The 14,751-nt window shown below is 60.2% G+C and carries 17 protein-coding genes and 1 pseudogene; 7 read left to right on the top strand and 11 right to left on the bottom strand.

The window, feature by feature from the left end:
• Positions 1-57: 57 nt before the first annotated feature.
• From ACYZTM_RS03570 to ACYZTM_RS03550, 5 genes are all read right to left on the bottom strand, one after another.
• Positions 58-1,005 (bottom strand): phosphatidate cytidylyltransferase, encoded by a 948-nt coding sequence (locus ACYZTM_RS03570; RefSeq protein WP_461987079.1) that lies wholly within the window; start codon positions 1,003-1,005, stop codon positions 58-60.
• Positions 1,002-1,601 carry a lysophospholipid acyltransferase family protein gene (locus ACYZTM_RS03565; RefSeq protein ID WP_461987077.1) on the bottom strand — a complete coding sequence of 200 codons (600 nt, stop codon included), beginning with the start codon at positions 1,599-1,601 and terminating at the stop codon, positions 1,002-1,004. The genes ACYZTM_RS03570 and ACYZTM_RS03565 overlap by 4 nt, the downstream gene beginning before the upstream one ends.
• Positions 1,588-2,220, bottom strand: coding sequence for a CDP-alcohol phosphatidyltransferase family protein (locus ACYZTM_RS03560; RefSeq protein ID WP_461987075.1), 633 nt, complete (start codon positions 2,218-2,220; stop codon positions 1,588-1,590). The genes ACYZTM_RS03565 and ACYZTM_RS03560 overlap by 14 nt, the downstream gene beginning before the upstream one ends.
• Before the next feature lie 183 nt (positions 2,221-2,403).
• Positions 2,404-3,699 (bottom strand): ATP-binding protein, encoded by a 1,296-nt coding sequence (locus ACYZTM_RS03555; RefSeq protein ID WP_131062321.1) that lies wholly within the window; start codon positions 3,697-3,699, stop codon positions 2,404-2,406.
• Complete coding sequence (locus ACYZTM_RS03550) at positions 3,696-4,436, bottom strand: response regulator (protein WP_282382256.1); 741 nt, start codon at positions 4,434-4,436, stop codon at positions 3,696-3,698. Before ACYZTM_RS03550 ends, ACYZTM_RS03555 begins: the two co-directional genes overlap by 4 nt.
• Before the next feature lie 306 nt (positions 4,437-4,742).
• Here ACYZTM_RS03550 and ACYZTM_RS03545 point away from each other — a divergent pair, with 306 nt between their 5' ends.
• From ACYZTM_RS03545 to ACYZTM_RS03535, 3 genes are all read left to right on the top strand, one after another.
• Entirely contained in the window at positions 4,743-5,009 is a 267-nt protein-coding gene (locus tag ACYZTM_RS03545; RefSeq protein ID WP_461987072.1) for a DUF2790 domain-containing protein, read from the top strand.
• Positions 5,010-5,057: 48 nt separating this feature from the next.
• Positions 5,058-5,270 (top strand): hypothetical protein, encoded by a 213-nt coding sequence (locus tag ACYZTM_RS03540; RefSeq protein ID WP_461987070.1) that lies wholly within the window; start codon positions 5,058-5,060, stop codon positions 5,268-5,270.
• A gap of 169 nt (positions 5,271-5,439) precedes the next feature.
• Positions 5,440-6,648 carry a cytochrome c biogenesis protein DipZ gene (locus tag ACYZTM_RS03535; RefSeq protein ID WP_461987068.1) on the top strand — a complete coding sequence of 403 codons (1,209 nt, stop codon included), beginning with the start codon at positions 5,440-5,442 and terminating at the stop codon, positions 6,646-6,648.
• Between the two features lie 74 nt (positions 6,649-6,722).
• Here ACYZTM_RS03535 and ACYZTM_RS03530 read toward each other — a convergent pair.
• Positions 6,723-7,214 (bottom strand): annotated as a pseudogene (locus ACYZTM_RS03530) (cupin domain-containing protein); the annotation flags it as partial.
• A 180-nt stretch (positions 7,215-7,394) separates the two neighbouring features.
• Here ACYZTM_RS03530 and ACYZTM_RS03525 point away from each other — a divergent pair.
• Together ACYZTM_RS03525 and ACYZTM_RS03520 are read left to right on the top strand one after the other, a co-directional pair.
• Positions 7,395-7,664, top strand: a complete 270-nt coding sequence (locus ACYZTM_RS03525) for a DUF4242 domain-containing protein (RefSeq protein ID WP_131062317.1) — start codon at positions 7,395-7,397, stop codon at positions 7,662-7,664.
• Positions 7,665-7,700: 36 nt separating this feature from the next.
• Complete coding sequence (locus tag ACYZTM_RS03520; RefSeq protein WP_131062316.1) at positions 7,701-8,513, top strand: class I SAM-dependent methyltransferase; 813 nt, start codon at positions 7,701-7,703, stop codon at positions 8,511-8,513.
• A 153-nt stretch (positions 8,514-8,666) separates the two neighbouring features.
• Here ACYZTM_RS03520 and ACYZTM_RS03515 read toward each other — a convergent pair whose 3' ends face one another.
• The 4 genes from ACYZTM_RS03515 to pcsA all read right to left on the bottom strand — a co-directional run bounded on the left by ACYZTM_RS03515 (position 8,667) and on the right by pcsA (position 11,406).
• Positions 8,667-9,593 (bottom strand): universal stress protein, encoded by a 927-nt coding sequence (locus tag ACYZTM_RS03515; protein WP_461987065.1) that lies wholly within the window; start codon positions 9,591-9,593, stop codon positions 8,667-8,669.
• 50 nt (positions 9,594-9,643) lie between these two features.
• Positions 9,644-10,141 (bottom strand): GNAT family N-acetyltransferase, encoded by a 498-nt coding sequence (locus ACYZTM_RS03510; RefSeq protein WP_461987063.1) that lies wholly within the window; start codon positions 10,139-10,141, stop codon positions 9,644-9,646.
• Positions 10,142-10,290: 149 nt separating this feature from the next.
• Complete coding sequence (locus ACYZTM_RS03505) at positions 10,291-10,677, bottom strand: DUF488 domain-containing protein (RefSeq protein WP_131062313.1); 387 nt, start codon at positions 10,675-10,677, stop codon at positions 10,291-10,293.
• A gap of 6 nt (positions 10,678-10,683) precedes the next feature.
• Positions 10,684-11,406 (bottom strand): phosphatidylcholine synthase, encoded by a 723-nt coding sequence (gene pcsA / locus ACYZTM_RS03500; protein WP_131062312.1) that lies wholly within the window; start codon positions 11,404-11,406, stop codon positions 10,684-10,686.
• A gap of 478 nt (positions 11,407-11,884) precedes the next feature.
• Between pcsA and ACYZTM_RS03495 the strand changes: the two genes are divergently transcribed.
• Positions 11,885-12,598 carry a tellurite resistance TerB family protein gene (locus ACYZTM_RS03495; RefSeq protein ID WP_461987060.1) on the top strand — a complete coding sequence of 238 codons (714 nt, stop codon included), beginning with the start codon at positions 11,885-11,887 and terminating at the stop codon, positions 12,596-12,598.
• A 128-nt stretch (positions 12,599-12,726) separates the two neighbouring features.
• Here ACYZTM_RS03495 and ACYZTM_RS03490 read toward each other — a convergent pair whose 3' ends face one another.
• Positions 12,727-13,167, bottom strand: coding sequence for a cupin domain-containing protein (locus tag ACYZTM_RS03490; RefSeq protein ID WP_131062309.1), 441 nt, complete (start codon positions 13,165-13,167; stop codon positions 12,727-12,729).
• Positions 13,168-13,358: 191 nt separating this feature from the next.
• On the opposite strand from ACYZTM_RS03490, the gene ACYZTM_RS03485 reads away from it, so the two are divergent.
• Complete coding sequence (locus tag ACYZTM_RS03485) at positions 13,359-14,744, top strand: iron-containing redox enzyme family protein (protein ID WP_461987058.1); 1,386 nt, start codon at positions 13,359-13,361, stop codon at positions 14,742-14,744.
• Positions 14,745-14,751 lie beyond the last annotated feature (7 nt).

Genomic DNA, 14,751 nt, shown 5'->3' with positions numbered 1-14,751 from the left:
GACACGACGCCTTCGCAAGCAAGCCCGCTCCCACAGGGTTTAGTGGTGACTGGATACTTATTGGGCGGAGAAGAAATACCGCGTCAGGTGAAAGAAGATCGGCGCCGCAAAGCAAATCGAGTCCATCCGATCAAGCATGCCGCCATGACCTTTAATCATGGTCCCCCAATCCTTCGCGCTCAGGCTGCGCTTAATGGCGGACATCACCAGCCCACCCAGAAAACCCATCACCACGATCACCAGAGACATCAGCAGCGACTGCCAAAAACTGAACGGCGTCATCCAGAACATGCACCCGCCAATCAGCGTGGCCGACAGACCGCCACCCACCAATCCTTCCACCGTTTTCGACGGACTCACCAGCGGCGCAACCTTGTGCTTGCCGAACAGTTTGCCGAACACGTACTGCAACACATCGCTCAACTGAACGACGAAGACCAGATAAAACAGCAGCAGCGCGTTCTGACCCTTGAAGCCTTCCAGGTCCAGCAGCAACAGAGCAGGCGCGTGGCTGATGCAATAAACGCAGATCATCACCCCCCACTGGATCTTGGCCGCCCGTTCCAGGAAGGCGTCCGTGTCCTGGCTCAGCACCGCAATCGCCGGCAACAGCAGGAAGGCGTACACCGGAATCAACAGCGTGAACAGCGAATACCAATGCGTGCCAATCAACACGTATTGCAGCGGGATCAGAATGAAAAACGCCGAGAACAGCGCGTTATGGTCGCCAGGCCGGGTCGGCGTCAGGGTGATGAACTCACGCAGCGCGAACAGGGAAATGAAGCCGAACAGAATGACCGTCGCGTTCCCGCCCAGCAGGTAGGACACGAAGAAAATGATCACCATGCCCCACCAGGCATTTACGCGCTGATTGAGGTTTTCGATGGTCGAGATCGAGCCTTCTGACGTCGCTCGTTTGGCCAGTATCCGGCCGATGATCGAAGCGATGGCCAACAGGCCGGCAATGGCGCCGAAGAACCACAAAAACTTTTCATCAAGATTCATTCCGACAACCTCACAATCGCGTCACGCGCCCGATCCAGAAACACCTGTTTTTCCTCGCCGATGATCCGTTGCAGCGGGTCGCCGATACGGATCGTGCAGATGATGGGCAGCGGAACGTGTTTGCCTTTTGGCATGGAGCGATGCAGGTTTTCCAGGTAGATAGGCACCAGATCCACCTCGGGGAATGTCTCGGCCAAGCGGTACAGGCCCGATTTGAAAGGGCCGGGCAACGCCTCGGTGCCGCGCGTGCCTTCCGGAAAGATGATGATCGAATGGCCGGCGCGCACCACATCGAAAATCGGCTCCAGCACGTTGACGCCGGGCGCCGGGGTACGGTCGATCAGCACGGCATTCAGGCCTTTCTGCGAGATGTACGACAGAAATTTGTTCTTTCCCCAGTAGTCAGCGGCCGCGACCGGTTTCACGTTCACCCGGGCTTCCGGTGGCAGGGCGGCGATGATTGCCAGGGTGTCCATATGGCTGGAGTGATTGGCGAAATAGATGCGCTGGCGTGTCAGGTCCGGCGGGCTTTCCCATCGGGCCGTGACGCCGATCACGAAGCGAAGAACAGAAATCAGCGCGTTACTGATCCACATGGTGATTCCCCTTCAGCTGGCGCGAGATGGCCAGGGTTCGCGTGACGCAGGTCGCGGCGGATCCGGCCGCGATGATGACCAGCGCGATCAACAGCACGTAGTGAGTGCCATAAACGGTCGCTTCAAGCGCATTCAACACAAGGCCTGCGGTCATCACGGCCATTCGATGCTGCTTGGCCATGGGGCCCATGAAGCTCTGCTTCAGACCAATCGAGCCGCCGAACACCCTGACATACGCCGTGAGTGCCGCGGCCAACGCAGCGAACCAGCCGAGATCGGCGTAGCCGATGGCGTACCCCAGCGCGACGATCAGCAGGCTGTCGGCAATACGGTCGGGGAATTCGTTGTAAAGGCTGCCGATGTCGGATTTCTTGCCGCCCTCAATCGCCACCATTCCGTCGAAGAGATTGCACAGCAGGCGCAATTGAATGCCGACCGCGCAGAGGATCGAGCCGACAAGGCCGTTATCGATCATCAGCGCCACCGCGCCGGCGAGCGCGAAAGCGATGCTGGCGACGGAGATCTGATTGGGGGAAATGTCTCTTTTCACCAGGAGGTCGGTGATGTGTTTCGCCCAGCCCGCAGAGCGCGTCTTGATGGGCCTTCTGTTGTCATCCATTCGCCAATATCCATATAAGTGTCGGTTGCTATCGGGTGCGCGCGACTGTGTCCGACAATGTAAAGGCTTTCCTTCGCCTTTGGGTTTTCTGTAGGAGCGAGGCTTGCCCGCGAAGAACGATGACTCGGTTTTCAAGTGGAACCGCGTGACGGCCTTCGCGGGCAAGCCTCGCTCCTACACGGGTCAAATCGGTAACTTCAACTCCGCACACAATCCGCCGCCCTCACGATTGCTCAACGTCAACGATCCCCCGAGCGCCAACGCCAATTGCTGCGCAATCGCCAGCCCCAGGCCGGTGCCGCCGGTGCTGCGGTTGCGCGAATTCTCTACCCGATAAAACGGTTCCATCACGTGGGCCAGTTCGTCTTCGGCAATGCCCGGTCCGCGATCCATGACCTTCACCGACAGGCTGCCGTTTTTCGCTTCCACCTTCAATTCAGCGGCCCCGGCGAATTTCAGTGCGTTATCCGTCAGGTTCACCAGTACCCGCCGCAACGCATGCGGGCGGGTGTCGATCACCGCGCCACATTTGCCACTGAGCTGCACCTCCTTGCCCACGTCCTGATAGTCAAACACCAGGCTGTCGAGGAACGAATCCAGGTCGGTGCGGCGACTTTCTTCGGTGGCGCCGTGAACGCTGCGGGCATAGGCCACGCCTTCGCGCACCAGATGCTCCATCTCGCCGAGGTCGTTCCACAGTTTGTCTTTCTCGCTGGAGTCGTCCATGAATTCGGCGCGCAGTTTCATGCGGGTGATCGGGGTTTGCAGGTCGTGGGAAATCGCTGCCAGCAGTTGCATGCGCTCCTTCAGGTATGCGGCGATGCGCGCCTGCATCGAATTGAAGGCGATGGCGGCATGAGCGACTTCGGTCGGGCCTTTTTCGTCCAGGTGCACCGCGTGGGCGTTGGGATCAAGGTTGTCCACCGCCTCGGCGAGGCGGGTGAGGGGGCTGATAGCGATTCTGACGGCCAGCCAGGTGCAAGCGATCATCAGCGCCAACTGGCCCAGCAAGACGATGGGTAACCACGGCGACAACGGTATCATCGCTGGCCTCACGTCGATGGTCACCGGGCTGCCGTCCGCGAGTTTCAGGTGGACCTGAAAGTGTTTCTGCGCGCCGGGAATGTCCGTCACGGTCATCGGGTAATCCTTGCCGATGGCGTCTTTGATCGATGTCATCGCGATGGGCGTATCGCTCATGGCCACGCCCGGTGAGCCTTCGTCCAGCAAATAACGGTAGTTGCGGCGGTTCAGTTGTTGCAGCCAGCTCATGCGTTCTTCGGCTGGCAAGCGGTCGAGGATCGCAATGGACGTCGAGACGTCGGTTTCCAGATTGCCGAGCATGGTGTTTTTCGCGCTTTCATAACGCTCGTAATACTGCGCGCCGAAGGACAACGCCTGGGCCAGGATCAGGCAGATCAGGAAGATCAGCGACAACCGTGAGGCGAGGGTGCGTGGCCAACGAAGCGACAGGTTCATGACGGCGCACCGAGCACTTCCACTGGCAGGGAAAACACATAGCCCTCACTGCGCACGGTTTTGATGTAGGCGGGTTCGCGGGCATCGTCCAGCAAGCGCTGGCGCAAGCGGCTCACCAGCAAGTCGATGGAGCGGTCAAACAGATCGGCGTCGCGGCCCTGGGTCAGATTGAGCAGCTGGTCACGATTGAGCACCCGCTGCGGGTGATCGAGGAACACCCGCAGCAAGCGATATTCCGCGCCGCTGAGCGCGACCATGGTGCCGTCTTCATCCAGCAGGTGACGGGCTGAGGTGTCCAGGCGCCAGCGCCCGAACGCCAACAGGCGACCGCTTTCGGTGACCACCAGGTTCGGCGGCAGCATCCGCGTGCGGCGCAGTACGGCGTTGATTCGGGCGAGCAGTTCACGGGCGGCGAACGGCTTGACCAGGTAATCGTCGGCGCCCATTTCCAGGCCGATGATGCGGTCGGTTTCGTCGTTGCGGGCGGTGAGCATCAGCACCGGCGTGGCCTTGTGTTTGCCGGCGCGCAACTCGCGGCAGAGCATCAGCCCGTCGTCGCCCGGCATCATGATGTCAAGCACGATCAGGTCCACCGGCGTGGACTCAAGGAAGGCGCGCATCTGACGTCCGTCGGCGACGACCGTGGTGCGCAGGCCGTTCTTCTTGAGGTAGTTGCCTACCAGTTCCCGGATCTCGCGGTCATCGTCCACGATGAGAATGTGATCGACGTGTTCCATGGGGCCAAGCCTCTATCAATGGGGGATGTTGCGCAGTCTATCGAGCCTTGGCCCGCTCACCCGCTCCCCTTTGTATTGCAGTGTATCTGGCGTAGCGGCGGATACACGTAAACGTAAAAATGCGGTTTTCCAGGGGTTTTGTATCGCTCTGTATCAGGGGCCGACTTTGATACGTACCGATTTACACGCGGCTGTTTTCGACACAGACGAGATACCTCGCGAGCTTCTAATGGGTTCCATCGAGGCAAACCAGAACGCCTCGGCTCAATTGAACGACCTACCCATTGAAGCCTTGAGGAAAACACCATGAACACCAAAGCCGTCTACGCCGCTTGCCTGTTTGCCGCCCTGAACATCTGCACCTTGTCGGCCCGCGCCGAAGCTACTGATGTCAGCGCCAAAACCTTCACCTACGGCACCCACCTGGACATCAAGAAAGTGGTGTCGTTGAAAGAGGACGCCACGCCTTCCTGCGGGATTGTGAATGCCCAGCTGACCTACCTGGATTCCCAGCACAGCACGCAGGTGCTGGATTACCGCAAATTTGCTGACGGCTGCAACGCGGACAACTGAGTCCTTCGCTGCCTGACTGCCAACCCCCTTTGAAACAGGAAGAACACCATGAACAACGTCACCCGCATCTTGACCGCTGTTGCTTTCTCCGTAGCCGGCGCGGCTGCCCATGCCAATGCCGCTGTTGAACAGAAAAGCTGTGGCAGCGCGACCTGCTTCCAGTTGACGCCGGTGGCGGAGCAGGGCGGTCATGCCTTCCTGGCACAGGATGGTGCAAGCCGTACGCCGCAGGGCCAGCAGCTGGAAAACCAGACGGCCTGAAATTCGGACACTGTTTCGTGAACACCACCGATCCACTGTGGGAGCGGGCTTGCTCGCGAAAGCGGAGTGTCAGTCGACATTAATTTTGAATGTACTGGCCTCTTCGCGAGCAAGCCCGCTCCCACAGGGATCGGTGGTGTGTCGCCCTTCATATTTCAAGGTGATTACTATGTTTCTCATCGCTTTCCTGGGCGGCATATTGACCGTCCTCAGCCCTTGCATCCTCCCGGTCGTGCCGTTCCTGTTCGCCGGGGTCAAACGCACGCGTTCATCCATCCTGCTCACCCTTGGGGGCATGGTCCTGACCTTCGCCCTGATTTCCAGCCTGGCCGTGGTCAGCAGCGAATGGGTGGTGCAAGCCAACAACACCGGTCGCCATGTCGCCCTCATCGTGATGGCGCTGTTCGCCCTGTCGCTGGTTTCCGCCCGTGTCGGTGACTGGATGGCCCGTCCGTTCGTGGCGCTGGGCAATCGCCTCGACCCCGACATTCGCAAAATGTCCGGCCCGCTGGGTTCGGTCATGATCGGCGTGGCCACCGGTCTGCTTTGGGCGCCGTGTGCCGGGCCGATCCTCGGGGTGATCCTCACGGGTGCCATGCTGCAAGGCGCTAACGCTCAGACCAGCCTGTTGCTGCTGGCGTACGGCCTGGGCAGCGCGTTGTCCCTGGGCACCTTGATCTTCACCGGTCGCGGCCTGGTCAATCGCTTGAAAGCGTCGATCCCGGTCACCGGTTGGCTGCGTCGTGGTGCCGGTGTTGCCGTGCTGGCTACCGTGGCGGTGATTTCCACCGGTGCCGACAGGACATTGCTCGCCGGCACTTCGTCCGAAGGCGTCAGCACCCTTGAGAAAGGCGTGTTGGAAAGCGTACCGACAGTCGTCGACTACTTCGTCAGCAAGGTCAAGGCCGACTCCATGGACAACGCCCAAGGCGCCATGCCGTCGCTGTCCGGTGCCGTGCAATGGCTGAACTCGCCAGCGCTGAGCAATGACTCGCTCAAAGGCAAAGTGGTGCTGGTGGACTTCTGGACCTACGACTGCATCAACTGCCAGCACACCTTGCCGTACGTGAAGGACTGGGCGAAGAAATACGAGAAGGATGGCCTGGTGGTCGTCGGCGTCCACACCCCTGAATACGGTTACGAGCGCATCATCGACAACGTCAAGGATCAGGTCAAAGAGCTCGGCATTACCTACCCGGTGGCCATCGACAACAACTACGCGATCTGGCGCGCCTTCGACAACCAGTACTGGCCCGCTCACTACCTGATCGACGCCAAGGGCCAGGTGCGTTACACCCACTTCGGTGAAGGCGCCTACGAAACCCAGGAGAAAATGATTCAGCAACTGCTGGAAGAGACCAAGGCACCTGCGGCGTAACCCGCGAAATCAATGGCTCACTGGCTGCGCGCCGTGGGCCATTGGTTTTTTCTCCTGATTGCGCCGCCACGCTGCCGAACCGAAGATTCCAGCCAGATACCGGCATTCGAGCCGCGCACATTGACCCGGACCACCGCCGGCAACCCGGTTAGCAACATGCCCGCCAACCGCGTATCGCACGCCAGATAACCGCACACCAGACGCGTGACCGCACCACCACCGCCATAGCTCAGTTGCCGGGGACGGCGCGCCAGCACCACGTCCAGCCGCTTGCCGGTGACTGGCGTCAATCCCGGTTGAGAGCTCATGCGATGGGCGTCGCCCTGAGGGAACACCACCACATCGCCGGCCGTCAGCCGCAGCGGCGGATCGTTGCCTATCTCGACATAGCACTCGCCTTCGGTGATCAAGTGAAAGATCACCACCCGCTCTGCGCCGGGCTCCAGAAACGGTGCCGCGGTGTCGGAGTTGGGCGACTGGTAGTACCAGGGCGCAGTGAACCTGGCATTGATGAAAATCGCACCGACCAGGCGGACGACGCGCAGGGTTTGGGACAGGGCGTCCATGGTGTTTTCCCGAGCTGAGGGCTTTCCGATTGTGAGCGCGTCTGCGCCAAACGTGAATTCTCCGGACGATCGGGCAGTGTTGCCCGACGATCGGGCAGGACGGCGGCGTGCGGCAGGGCGATAGTTTGCCTACAGGGTCACTGCCGACCCTGTCATCAATAACAAGAATGAGAGGTTGCCATGCCGAAAATCGTTATCGAACGCGAGATTCCAGGTGCTGGAACACTGTCAGAAAGGGATTTGAAAGCCGCTTCGCAAAAGTCCTGCCGGGCTTTGCGCGAGTTGCCGCAGGTGCAGTGGCTTCAGAGTTATGTCACGGGCGAGAAGTTGTACTGCGTGTACATCTCGCCCAGCGAAGCGCTGATTCAGGAGCACGCCCGGCAGAGCGGTTTCCCGGCCAACCGCATTTCTCAAGTCATGAACATCATCGATCCGACCACGGCGGAATAAGCCGGGGCAGCGTTCCAACCTTACGGAGCTGACTTAATGAGTACACCCATTGATCTCACTGCCTTGAAAAACCGCCAGATGGCCTCCTGGGCCAGCGGCGACTATGCCGTGATCGGCACCACCCTGCAGATTGTCGGCGAGCAACTGGCCGAAGCCTGTGACTTGCTCTGCGACGAGCGTGTGCTGGACGTGGCCGCCGGCAACGGCAATGCGACGCTGGCCGCCGCACGCCGAGGCTGCAGCGTCACTTCCACCGATTACGTCCCCGCGCTGCTGGAACGCGGCGAAGACCGGGCCCGGGCAGAACGCCTGGACGTGACCTTCCAGGTCGCCGATGCCGAGGCACTGCCGTTCGAAGACGCGAGCTTCGATGCCGTGCTCTCGACCTTCGGTGTGATGTTTACGCCGGACCAGCCCAAAGCCGCCGCGGAACTGGCGCGCGTCTGTCGCCCCGGTGGCCGCATCGGCCTGGCCAACTGGACGCCTGAAGGCTTTGTCGGCCAGATGTTCAAGACCCTGGGCCGGCACATGCCGCCACCGGCCGGCGCGCAACCGCCCTCAAATTGGGGAAACGAAGCCTGGTTGCACTCGCAGTTCGATGAACGCAGCTTCCTGGTGCAGGTGACGCGGCGGACCTTCAACTTCCGCTACCGCTCGGCGGCGCACTTCATCGACATTTTTCGCACCTGGTACGGCCCGGTCCACAAGGCCTTCGCGGCGCTGCCTCCCGAAAGTGGCCAGGCCTTGGAAAGCGACTTGACCGGACTGATCAACAAGATGAACAGGGCGGGAGAGAAATCGTTGGTGGTGCCGAGTGAATACCTCGAAGTGGTGATCACCCGACGTTGACCAGACATCACAAAACCCCTTGTAGGAGCGAGGCTTGCCCGCGAAGACGGAGTGTCAGGCAACATATTTGTCGACTGACACTGCGCCTTCGCGGGCAAGTCGGATCGCCGCACCGCTCGCTCTTACAAGGGGAATGTGGTGTTTTCAGCAGGCTCACTCATCCAACCGCTCGGTGTACACCACCCACACGCTGCACGGCATTTTGTACAGCAGATGCTCGACCGTGCTGCCGATCAACCGGCCCAAGCCGCGATGGCCGACCCGGCCCATGACAATCACGTCGACGTCATAGGCATCGGCATAACGGGTCAGCACCTTGGCCGGGTTGCCCATGATCATGTGCCGTTGCTCGGGCGCGATGCCGTTGCGCTCGGCCAATTCGTTGAAGGCGTCTTCCTGGTAGTCGAACAGGGTTTTTGCTTTGCCCGAGGAGAAAAACGCCGAACCATTGTCGAAGCCGAACTCGTCCGCGCTGATGGATGAAAGGTCATAGGCATAGACCACATCCAGTTCGGCGTTGCAGGCACTGGCCAGTTTCGCCGCTTCGTGAAGGATCCGGTCGTTGAAGGTTTTGTAGTGATCATCGCGATGGAAGGGGTCGACCGCCGCGACGATCCGGCGTGGCAGGGCGTGAACGGCATGGCTGACGAAATGCAGCGGCACCGGGCATTCGCGCAGCAAATGCACGTCGAGCGGGGTGAACATCAGCCGCGACAGCAGCGATTCGTGCTCCAGTGCCTTGATCAGCACGTCCATCGGTTGCTCTTTGAGGTGAATCAGGATTTCTTCCAGCGGTTTTTCGACCCATGCCACCTCGGTAGTGACGTGCACGCCGATCTTGCGCAAGGGCCGGGCTTGTTCTTCGAGCCACTGACGGTGCCGATCGACGTAGCCCAGGCGCATCTGCTCCAGGGCCTTTTCGTTGACCAGGCTGGCGGTGGCCAGGCCTTCCAGATAATCGAAAGCCACGATGTGCAACGCCGCGTCTTCGGCCTTGGCCAGCGCCGCAGCCCTGTCGAAGGCGGGGCTGTGCTCCATCAGTGGCGAGGCGACCAGCATGAAGCGTGATTGACCAGACATGGCAAACCTCCCGTGGGTGAACGAAGAGACAGCGGTCATTCAATAGCCGTTCAATCCCTTAAGTATTGACCATGATCAACATCTCGTCCGGCGGCCCGGGGCAGGCGCAGTTCCATGATGATGGTGCGCTCGGCACCGTGGAATTCATCGCGGATCTTTCGAAAGCCCAGTTTGGAGTAGAAGGCTTCTGCGGTGATGGAGGAGGGGACGCGCAGTACCTCGATGTTCGCATCGGTGGCGAGGGTTTCGATCGTTGCCATCAATTGCCGGCCGAGTCCGTTCCCTTGATGGGCGGGGTCGACAAATACGCTGCGCACGACATCGTGATCAAGGCTGGCGGTGGCGATTACGCGGTGATCGATGGTTGCGACAAAGACCTGGCGCTGGGTCAGCAAAGTGCAGATGGACTCGGTGGAAAAGCTTTTCTCCACCTGCGCGATGACTTCGGGTGGGTAGTCCAGGGCATTGGACTGGCGAAGCGACTGGATGATGACCTGGCTGATGGTGGCCGCATCCGCAGGGGTGGCAGGCCTTATCTGGGGTTTCATATTGCTACTTCAATCCCTTGAACACACAAATCCCCTGTGGGAGCGGGCTTGCTCGCGAAGGCGGCGTGTCAGTCGACGATGATGTTGCCTGACACTCCGTTTTCGCGAGCAAGCCCGCTCCCACAAGGGATTCGCGGTGGTCATTTTCATTAAGCAACCTTGGCGCCGCGTGCTTTCAGCAGTTCCCGCAATACGGAACGATGGCAATGCGCCTCAACTTCGCAATAACACCCAACCGCCAGCGAGGTTTGATGGGAGAGGGCGGCCAACAGATCCAGCAACTGATTGGGCGCGGGATGGTTCATTTCAGCCTTGAACCTGCGCCTGAACGCCTCCCAGGCCTTTTCATCCTCGGCCGCTTTGGCCTCGGCCACCAGTTCCGCACTCGGCGAAAGCAGCGGTTGCCACACATCATAAAAGTCCCGACTGGCAAACTCGGCCTTCGGTACACCGCGAGGTGGGCGGCGTACCGTGCCGATCCGCAGCCCTTCATCGGGTGAGCGGGGTGAGCCGAGTCGTACGATATGGATGGCCATGCCAGGTTACTTTTGACGCGATCCGTCAAACCACTCCATCGCGGTGCGCCAGATGCAGATCCCCAGGAAGTAAGCGGACATCAGCAGCCAAAGCCCCATCACCATCGGGTTGATGACCGGATGGTTGACCACCAGCGACAAGCTGCACAGCAACCAGATGGCCGTTACGGCGATGTTGATCGGCATGAACTTGCGTACGCGGAACGGGTGCAGGAACTTCATGCGAGTCACGGTCAGCAACGCCAGGCCAATGACGGTCAAGAAGGTAATCCACGGCGACGGGGCGATGATGTACAGGCACAGGGCAACCACGTTCCACGCGGCGGGGAAGCCCTGGAAGTAGTTGTCCTTGCTTTTCATGTTGACGTTGCAGAAGCAAAACAGCGACGAGACCAGAATCAGCGATACGGTCAGCAGCAGCGTGTAGTCCGGCAACGGGATGTAGCGATAGATGAACAGCGCGGGGATGAACACATACGTCAGGTAGTCGATCACCAGATCGAGGATCGATCCATCGAAGCTGGGCAGCACCGACTGCACATTGACCTTGCGCGCCAGGGCACCGTCAAGCCCATCGACGATCAGGGCCACGCCCAGCCACAGCAGGCAGTTGGTGGCCTGGTTTTCGAGCAAGGCGAGGGTGGCGAGGAAGGCAGTGACCACGCCGGTGGCGGTAAAACCATGGGCGCCCCATGCTTTGAGCCTGGCGATGTGTAGGGTGGATATCACGGGGCGTTCTCCAAAAAGTGAAGCAAGCCAGTCATCACCCTCATCATCGAGGGCGGCGGCAAACCGGTTCGGTTGCAGGTATCGACCGGAAATCCGGGAATAAGGTTCACCGTCTGTGAATCTTAGCTGGGCCGGCAAGAAATACTCTGGATTAATCTGTGGTGCTGATCACTTAAATACGGTGCTTCAGGCGAGCAAGAACCTGTGGTGAGGGGATTTAGCGAAACGTCGCACCGCCCCGTTGGGTCGCGAAGCGGCCCTCAACGTCCGTTCAGACATACTGAATTGTCTGGATTTACGACTGCTTCGCAGCCCAACGGGGATAAATCCCCTCGCCACAGGGTTCTTGCTCGACTGAGATTGTCTCGTTTGCTTCGCCAGTCCGGTCGATTTCATGTCAGCCAAACGGTGGTGGCGCATTTGCCGGCGAGGACTATTGTTGCCTGACCGGGTCACTCCCATCGATGAGGACGTCGTCATGAACACCAGCGATTTGCTCGAACAACTTCTGCGGGGCTCCGGGGCGCAACAGGGTGGCGCATCCGCTCAGGGAGGCATCGGCGGCGGTCTGGGCGGATTGCTTGGCGGCCTGTTGGGTGGTGGCGCCGGCTCAAGCGCGGGCGGTGGCGGATTGGGTGGTTTGCTCGGTGGTCTGCTGGGCGGCGGCTCACCCATGGGCGGCGCGACCCGGACCCGCTCGGGTGGCGGCACCCACTATGCGGCCCTGGCTTCGCTCGGAATGATGGCCTTTCAGGCGTATCAGGCGTGGCAACGCAATCAGGCTGGTGCGCCGCAACAGGCACCGCGCACCGTGGATCTTCTATCCGGCCCGGAAGTCGAGGACCACAGCCATGCAGTCCTGCGCGCATTAATAGCTGCAGCGAAGGCCGATGGCCGGATCGACGACTCCGAGAAACAGATGATCAGTACCGAAATCGGCCGCCACACCGATGACCCGGAACTGCAGCAATGGCTGGACGACGAAGTTGCCCGGCCACTGGATGCTGCTGATGTGGCGCAGTCGGCGACGGATCCGGCGATTGCGGCGGAAATGTACCTGGCCAGCGTGATGCTGGTGGATGATCAGCAGGAGGCCGAGCGCAGCTATCTGGATGAACTGGCTGCCGCGCTGAAAATCGATCCGGAGTTGCAAGTGCATCTGGAACAGCAGGCCAAGAGTGGCGCGGCTTAAGGTGTGCCTGCAAAAATCAGGTTGCTTTTCCGGCCGCCTTCGCTAGCAGGCTAGCTCCCACAGTGAGATCTGCGGTGTGCACAAGATCCCTGTGGGAGCTAGCCTGCTAGCGAAGAACGTTAACGCGGTCAACCTGCAGGTTTCGGCACCAGGAAGATAACGCCATGCGCCTCGGCAATCTCCAGTATCCGGGGCAAATCCTCCGGCACTCGTAATTGATGCACGGCCGCAAAAAACTGCCCGCCACGCGGGTCGGACACCACGCCTATCATCTTCGCGGTAGGGCTGATGTTCTTGTAGGCATGGATGGAGCCCCCGGGAATATGCACATAACCTCCGGCGGAGACGGTGGTGGACTTGCCCGCCACGGTCACTTCGACCTGGCCGTCGACCACGTAAAACGCCTCGTCCCACGGATGAAAGTGCGGTGGCGGCCCTCCGCCTTGCACGCCTTCCTGGATATGCATTTCAAAGGGTTTGCTCAGATCGCCGCCCGCGAGGATCGTGATTGCCTCGCCCACGACGTTCACCGGCGCCGGCGATTGCTCGATGACGTGCACCGTTCGCATGATTGCTCTCCGAAGATGAATCCGACCCGCTGAGTATATGCCTGGCGCGCCGGCTGGACTTCGCCCCACAGGCCCGTCCGTCAGGGCAATTTCAACGCCGATTGAATTTTTTTCCGGGCAAATCGCTCTTCTGAAGTAGAGACGTGTTGATTCAGCGTCCTGCCACTGGCCTCAGACCGAGAGATGCGCCCATGACTGCCCTGACACGACTTGAATCGTGGCCCGCCCACGCACACCCGATCCCGGCCGCCGGGAGCCTGAAACAGGCCTATGAACAGCTGCTGCTGGGAGACGACCCCGAGCAACGGCGCGCACTCGCCCGGACCTTTCTCGAGGCGCAGCTCGAGCACGCCATCGACCTGCCGCAGGAAATGCCGAATGACCTGTCAGCGCTGCAATCGTTCGTCGAACAGCACAGCGTTGACGTCGCCCGCCAATACGCCGATTACCTGCAACAACGAAAAGACGGCGGGCCCCGGCAATTTTTCACCAACAAGGCGCACGCGTTGTTTTTCCTGCAAGCCGTTGCCCCGACCAAACTGGTCGACGGCGCGTGGCTGTATGGCCTGTTGCGTTATTGGCGGGACCCGCGTTTCGAAGGGCTGATTTGCACTTATCTAGAGGAGCTGGGCGACGGCAACCCGGCGCAGAACCATGTGGTTATCTACCGCAAGCTCCTTGCCGAACATGGTTTGCAAGACACTGGCGTGATTGCCGACGAACATTACCTGCAAGGCGCGATACAACTGGCGCTGGGCGAATCCGCCGATGAGTTTCTGCCTGAGGCGATCGGCTACAACCTCGGCTACGAACAACTGCCGCTGCATTTGCTGATCAGCGCCTATGAACTCAGCGAATTGGGCATCGATCCGTATTACTTCACCCTGCACGTGACCATCGACAATGCCAGCACCGGCCACGCGCACAAAGCCGTGCAGTCGGTGCTGCAACTGCTGCCGGTGGAAGGCGATCGAGAAGACTTTCTGCGCCGGGTCGCGTTGGGGTATCGGCTCAATGATCTGGGGCAGGGCAGTCGCGCGATCATCGAATCGTTCGACCTCGACGCAGAGTTGCTGAGCATGCTTGAGCGCAAGCGCCCGTTCGGCCAGCACATGCATTCCGACTACTGCCGTTTTGAAGGCAAGACCGTCAACCAATGGCTATCGGCGCCAGAGCAGTTGCCGGGCTTCCTCACCGCCCTGGAAAACAAGGGCTGGATCAAACGTCATCAAGACCCTCAAGACAGCCGTTTCTGGCAATTGATCGAGGGGGACGGCGCCGCCATGTTCGGGGTGTTCAGCCCTTATGAAAAACAGCTGCTGCATGACTGGATTGCCGGCGAATGGACGCCTGAGCGCTCAGTCACAGCGGTTCGCCGGGGCACGAGTGTCGCGACAGAACCGCCCATGTCCGACAACGACCCGGATATCCAGAGCCTGCAAACCGCGTTGGACGGGCTCGCCGCGCACGAGCAGATGCAAGTGTTGATTCCGTGGCTGTCGGCCCATCGGCATTCCCATCCTGCCGGCCTGATGGCGACGCGACGGTTTATCGAACTCAAATCCAGCCTGCGATAGGAGCACT

This window comes from Pseudomonas sp. MDT2-39-1, from assembly GCF_054898085.1.
Note: the sequence above shows the minus strand (reverse complement) of the source record. Positions and strands in the feature narration are given on the sequence as shown.

Excerpts from the sequence above, each read along its gene's own strand:
- ACYZTM_RS03570 (WP_461987079.1), bottom strand. The coding sequence starts at position 1,005 with ATGAATCTTGATGAAAAGTTTTTGTGGTTCTTCGGCGCCATTGCCGGC.
- ACYZTM_RS03565 (WP_461987077.1), bottom strand. The coding sequence starts at position 1,601 with ATGTGGATCAGTAACGCGCTGATTTCTGTTCTTCGCTTCGTGATCGGC.
- ACYZTM_RS03560 (WP_461987075.1), bottom strand. The coding sequence starts at position 2,220 with ATGGATGACAACAGAAGGCCCATCAAGACGCGCTCTGCGGGCTGGGCG.
- ACYZTM_RS03555 (WP_131062321.1), bottom strand. The coding sequence starts at position 3,699 with ATGAACCTGTCGCTTCGTTGGCCACGCACCCTCGCCTCACGGTTGTCG.
- ACYZTM_RS03550 (WP_282382256.1), bottom strand. The coding sequence starts at position 4,436 with ATGGAACACGTCGATCACATTCTCATCGTGGACGATGACCGCGAGATC.
- ACYZTM_RS03545 (WP_461987072.1), top strand. The coding sequence starts at position 4,743 with ATGAACACCAAAGCCGTCTACGCCGCTTGCCTGTTTGCCGCCCTGAAC.
- ACYZTM_RS03540 (WP_461987070.1), top strand. The coding sequence starts at position 5,058 with ATGAACAACGTCACCCGCATCTTGACCGCTGTTGCTTTCTCCGTAGCC.
- ACYZTM_RS03535 (WP_461987068.1), top strand. The coding sequence starts at position 5,440 with ATGTTTCTCATCGCTTTCCTGGGCGGCATATTGACCGTCCTCAGCCCT.
- ACYZTM_RS03525 (WP_131062317.1), top strand. The coding sequence starts at position 7,395 with ATGCCGAAAATCGTTATCGAACGCGAGATTCCAGGTGCTGGAACACTG.
- ACYZTM_RS03520 (WP_131062316.1), top strand. The coding sequence starts at position 7,701 with ATGAGTACACCCATTGATCTCACTGCCTTGAAAAACCGCCAGATGGCC.
- ACYZTM_RS03515 (WP_461987065.1), bottom strand. The coding sequence starts at position 9,593 with ATGTCTGGTCAATCACGCTTCATGCTGGTCGCCTCGCCACTGATGGAG.
- ACYZTM_RS03510 (WP_461987063.1), bottom strand. The coding sequence starts at position 10,141 with ATGAAACCCCAGATAAGGCCTGCCACCCCTGCGGATGCGGCCACCATC.
- ACYZTM_RS03505 (WP_131062313.1), bottom strand. The coding sequence starts at position 10,677 with ATGGCCATCCATATCGTACGACTCGGCTCACCCCGCTCACCCGATGAA.
- ACYZTM_RS03495 (WP_461987060.1), top strand. The coding sequence starts at position 11,885 with ATGAACACCAGCGATTTGCTCGAACAACTTCTGCGGGGCTCCGGGGCG.
- ACYZTM_RS03490 (WP_131062309.1), bottom strand. The coding sequence starts at position 13,167 with ATGCGAACGGTGCACGTCATCGAGCAATCGCCGGCGCCGGTGAACGTC.
- ACYZTM_RS03485 (WP_461987058.1), top strand. The coding sequence starts at position 13,359 with ATGACTGCCCTGACACGACTTGAATCGTGGCCCGCCCACGCACACCCG.